Annotated in this window: 2 protein-coding genes; both read right to left on the bottom strand. The window is 59.2% G+C overall.

Annotated features, from left to right (window positions below):
- A partial coding sequence (locus tag EN993_RS30640; RefSeq protein ID WP_245469017.1) for a Ulp1 family isopeptidase occupies positions 1 to 3,106 on the bottom strand: 3,106 nt, incomplete at its 3' end.
- Positions 3,107 to 3,939: 833 nt separating this feature from the next.
- Positions 3,940 to 5,344: S9 family peptidase (locus EN993_RS30635; protein ID WP_164757914.1), on the bottom strand; the 1,405-nt coding region annotated here is incomplete at its 5' end.

Below are 5,344 nucleotides of genomic sequence, written 5' to 3'. Positions count from 1 at the left end.
CCTCCAACAGTTGCCGCAGTTCCCCTGGCTCGAACGCCATCATTGGTGGGGAGGCAGGCTCGTCTTCCAACAGTTGCCGCAGTTCCCCTGGCTCGAATGCCATCATCGGTGGGGAGGCGGGTTCATCCTCCAGCAGCTGCCGCGGCTCTTCCTCGTGCGGCAAGCGCCTCCTTAGCCGGTCTTGCAGCGCCTGCCGATCGGCAACGAGGTTGTCGAGGGGCAGCGGCTCGTGGTCTGGCCGCTGCCCTTTCACCAATCGTTCAACCAGCGCCCACGTGCCCTCCAGGACAAATACGCCGCAATCATAATGGTTCGTCTGTCTGGCCATGGGGGCTGGCGCCAAGGTGGCATTCAGCAGTCCTGCGAGCTGTTTTGCAGGCACGTCGTTATATCCCTCTCGCTGGAGGGAGTCGTAGTGATAGGCGAACCGCCTTTCCGGGTCGCGGCGATCAACGAGCAGCAGCGACCAATGGGTGCCGGGGCTAGTAGCCGTGCCATTATTCACTGGCAAGAACAGGAAGTCGGCTGTGGCGTTGTTTTGATTATAGATGGACTGCAATATGCCTCGAGCGTCTTGCGGCGACGTGTGTCGCAGTAGATGGGATACGGAAGGATCCACCAGCCGAGTCCGGGCAGCGAGCGCCGGATTGATCCCCTGCAGTTGCCCCTCCAGCAAATTGTAATCTCTCTGGATATGGGCGTCGCTCAGCCATTCGGCGGCGCCGAGCACCCGCCCCGTTGCAACGTTGGACGGGGCTGTCGGATCGAGCGCCCCGATCTGAGCCCCAGAGGAACTGGTAGTCAGTGTGGTCACATCAACCAGTGGAAGGCCGCGGTAGGTGCCTGGCAGCCTAGCGGTTGCTGGCGAGGCGGGTTGGGGAGCTCTTGCCGGTGCCGCTGGCCCAGCTTCAGCAGCGGCCCCAACGCGCCTGGTGACTGCGTCTGCCGGATGAGCAGAAAGGACAGTTTCGCGCCCGAGCACAATGCGCGGCAGGATATCCCGGAGGTGAGCCAATGCAGAACTGATACTTAGCCTATTACCATAGGAGACAGCCTTGAAGCTCTCAACATCTTTATCCAGCGATTTGTCGTGAATCCGAGCCGCAATCCCAAGCTTGTTATTTTGACGCAGGTACTGACTAAAATGTCTAAGAAAATTTGTATAGCCGCCCACGGTATCTGGATTCCGTCCGGTCGCAGGCGCTGCCAGGTACTCCTTGGTCGAAGCGGCTCTGTAATTTCTAATGAGCTCGGCATCGTCAGGATAGGGGATCACGACAGGGCGAGCCATAATCGGGGCTCCGCCTGTCGACTTCTTGAGGTAACGCAGTGCGCCAGCCACGGTGGAGGAACCACCCGTACTCTCGTACTCCTTGAGATCCTGATCCAGCGACGAATGGTAAAGCCGAGCAGCAAACCCTGGCTTGTTGTTTTGAAGGAGCCACCGACTAAAGCCGAAAAGAGAATTTACATTGTAAGTGACCGTGTTCGCTTTGGCCTTACCCGCGTGGAATGCTGCCCTCAGCCCTTCGATAGCGGTCGCATCGTTGGAATAGACAGGACGCTTGTCGGCACCGTCGGGGACTACAATTGGACGATCCGGCTGCACTGTCGAGGGCATCGACCCACCACCTCCGGGATGCGGTGCTGGGGTGGATTCGTGCTCATCCCTCTGCCTGACGAGCTGCGCCTCACATTCCGGTGTAGCCACCTCATGAGGATCCTGCATCGGTTCGATCCCCTCCATCTCCTGCTGCAACCAAGCCAAAGCTTGGCGAGCGGCCTGCGCGGCTTCATCAACCGCGGAGGATGTCTCCACACCTCTGGCGGACGCCGGCAGAGCCTGCTCCGCCCGCCGTCGAAAGAGCTCTGGCGAGGCGGATTTCTCCGCCCACAATCTGGGCTGCGTAGCGAGTCCCCGTCCAGATTTATGTGGCACCGCCTCGCTTGGCAGCGGGCTGCTCCTGTCCCGTGCAGCTACCAGCTCCTCCGGGGCGCCCTGGTCGCCGTGGCGCCAGTTCAAGTGAGGGACGGCCTCTCCAAAGTCGGGCGCTTGGTGTTGGTGCGCGGTTGGGGCGAGAGACAATGGTAGATCGGTGCCCTCCTTATAACCTACCGGCAGGAGCTCCTCTGGCCAATCGAATCCCTGCTGTGGTGCGGTATGCTGAGCAGCGTCGCCACGGGGACGAGCCTCCATGCTGACCGCGTTTTCCAGATGATTCCCGAGTATAACGCGCGGCGGGTTCTTGCGGAGATAAACCAGCGCAGATTCGATCGGAGCTCCACCATTAGAGGAGGCGGCCTTGTAGCTCTCAACATCTTTATCCAGCGATTTATCGTAAATGCGACCCGCAATTCCGAGCTTGTCATTTTGACGTAGGTAATGACTGAAATGGTTAAGAGCAGTTGCGTAGCCGCTCGCGGATCTGAAATGTCTGGTGAGCGCGGCGTCGTCAGGATGGGGGTTCAGGACAGCGCGACCCACAATCGGGCCGGCTCCGCCCATCGACTTCATCAATTGACGCAGTGCGCCAGCCACGGTGGAGGAACCACCCCTACTCTCGTACTCCTCGAGATCCTGGCTCAGCGACGGATGGTAAAGCCGAGCAGCAAGCCCTGGCTTGTTGTTTTGAAAGAGCCAACGACTAAAGCCGAAAAGAGAATTTGTGCTGCGAGTGACCGTGTCCGGCCTGGCTTTACCCGCAAGGAGTGCTGACTTCAGCCCTTCGATGGCGGTGGCATCGTTGGAATAAACAGGACGCTTGTCGGCACCGTCGGGGACCACAATTGGACGATCCGGCTGCACTGTCGAGGGCATCGACCCGTCGAGATGCGGTGCTGGGGTGTATTCGTGCTCGTCCCCCTGCATCACAAGTTGCGCCTCCCGTTCCGATGTACCCACCTGATCGGTGGGGAGTTGCATCATCACGCGAGCGCCTGAGTTGCCAACCTCACCTGGTTGCCGCTCAGTGACAGCATGCTGCAGATTGCTTTGGATCCTCTGCCTCTTCGTTGGTCTCAACTCACCTTTACCATGCGAGCCATTGACGAGGACCTCCTCGCCTAGCGCACCCATCAACTCGTCCGCCGCCTGCAGTTCGCCCAAGTGCTGCTCAAAACCGGCTTGGCCGGCCTGTCCGCTTGCTCGTGCGGTACGGCGTGCTGCACCTGCAGCCAAGCTGCCACGATGAATGTCTAGTTTGTACGGGTGCACGCTATCCTCACTTCCACAGATCACATGAGCAACCTACTCAGGCAAGCTTTCGAGAGGCTGACGAGGTCCGCCGCCGCGGAAGGCGAAGGCTGGTTTTCTGCTCAGCGGTTGACGGCCTCGCGTGTTGCGGCCGCGCCGGGTATCACGCCAATCAATCTGAATAGTCGATGCGTCAAACGAACCAGGATGGGATTTTCGTAGCGGGGCTGCTCTACTCACTCTTGTCCTGAGGGCAGAATTCAACCATATCGCCGAGCAACTGGATGCCGATTGGATACCCGATCCGGAAAGCTTCAGCTCATATGTGACGCGAGGATGAGAATCGTGGCAGCTCCAGACCGACGGGCTGCCACCCACAGCGGCGATGACCGACGAGGGTCTTCTATTGCCAAGGCAATCGTCCGTTCGGGGACCTATGTGTTCCAATGCTCGTCGAGCGGATCGGTGGGCCGCACCGCCGTAGCGTTACGGCGAGCGGAAGCGGCGTTGGGTGCGGCTTTTCCCCTGAACGCTTCACACCAGGCTGATAGGGGATCTTGCAATCGCACACACGCGGTCTGCAGGCGTGCCTATCAAGCAGTTTGCTCAGACCAACGTCGCGGCGAGCCGATCCTCAATACGCAGCGCAAGTCCTAGACTCCACGATCGTCCTTCGGTGCAGATTTGCTCGCGCCTCGCCCTGATTACAGCTGATAAGGCGAGCTAACAATTGCAAGAGCCACAAGCTATTCCAGCTCGATCGGTTTGGTGTTCCAGTCGGGCGGGGTCTGACCGAGAATGTTGCGAACGAAGAAGTCTAGGAGTTTGCGCTCGGTGTAGGTGCCTAGAGTATGGTGATTGGCACCAGGAACGTAGACCATGTCAAAATCTTTTCCTGCCTTGATGAGTCGATCGGCAAGCTGGAACGAGCAAAACGGATCGACATTATCATCCATTTCGCCGACCGCGATCATCAGCTTGCCCTGCAGCCTGTGAGCATTGTCAACGGCGGAGGATTGCGAATATTCAATGCCGACCGGCCACCCCATCCAAAGTTCGTTCCACCAGGTCTTGTCTATCCTGTTGTCGAAGCAGCCGTTTTTGGCGACGGCGACCTTGTAGAAATCGGGGTGAAAGAGCAGCGCGCTGACTGCACTCTGGCCGCCGGCGGATGCGCCAAAAATGCCGACGTTGGATATGTCGTACCATGGATATTGCGCGGCCGCCGCCTTGTGCCACAGAATGCGATCGGGAAATCCTGCGTCCTTCAGATTCTTCCAAGCAACATCATGGAAGGCGCGGGAGCGGTTGTTGGTGCCCATGCCGTCGATCTGAGCAACGACGAAGCCCAGCTGCGTGAGCGGCTCTGTCCACCGCGAGAAGGATTTTGGGACGAAGGAGCCGTGGGGTCCAGCATAGATATTCTCCACAACCGGGTATTTCTTCGTCGGGTCGAAGTTGGCTGGCAGGTGGAGCACGCCCCAGATGTCAGTTTTGCCGTCGCGCCCCTTGGAATGGAAACTGAGCGGCGGCTGCCAGCCTGCGGCGACGAGCTCAGAAATGTCGGCCGTCTCGATCTGCTGGAGCTTGGCATTGTCGCTGGCGCGGTAGAGTGCCATGCGCGGGGGCAGATCGATGCGTGACCAGAGATCGACATAATAGCGCCTGTCAGGCGAGAACTCGATATGGTGGTTGGCCGGTTCGGGCGTCAGTGCAGTCAGTCCCTTGCCGTCAAAGCCGATGCGGTAAGCATGGACCCAATAGGGGTCCTCCTGCGAGTTCATCCCGCTCGCCTCGAACCAGATCTGACGCTTGACCGGATCGACATGGTTGACCCTCCGGACGACCCACTCACCTCGCGTGATCTGGTTTTCGAGCGCGCCTGTCCGGCCGTTGAAAAGATACAAATGCTCATACCCGTCGCGCTCTGATGCCCAGATGATCTCCTTCCCGTCATCGACATCGTAACGGAAGATTTTTCCGGCATCCTCCTGGCCATGCCCCAGCGGCAAATAATCAACGAATGTCTCGCTGGTCTCATCGATCAGGGAGCGCCCGCGGCCCGAGGCGGCGTCTACCTCGACCAGGCGATAAAGCTGATGCCCGCGCTGGTTATATTCGAAAGTGAAGCCGCGGCTGTCCGCCCACCAC

Source organism: Mesorhizobium sp. M7D.F.Ca.US.004.01.2.1, from assembly GCF_003997785.1.
In the GTDB taxonomy this organism is placed as follows: Bacteria; Pseudomonadota; Alphaproteobacteria; order Rhizobiales; family Rhizobiaceae; genus Mesorhizobium; species Mesorhizobium loti.
Note: the sequence above shows the minus strand (reverse complement) of the source record. Positions and strands in the feature narration are given on the sequence as shown.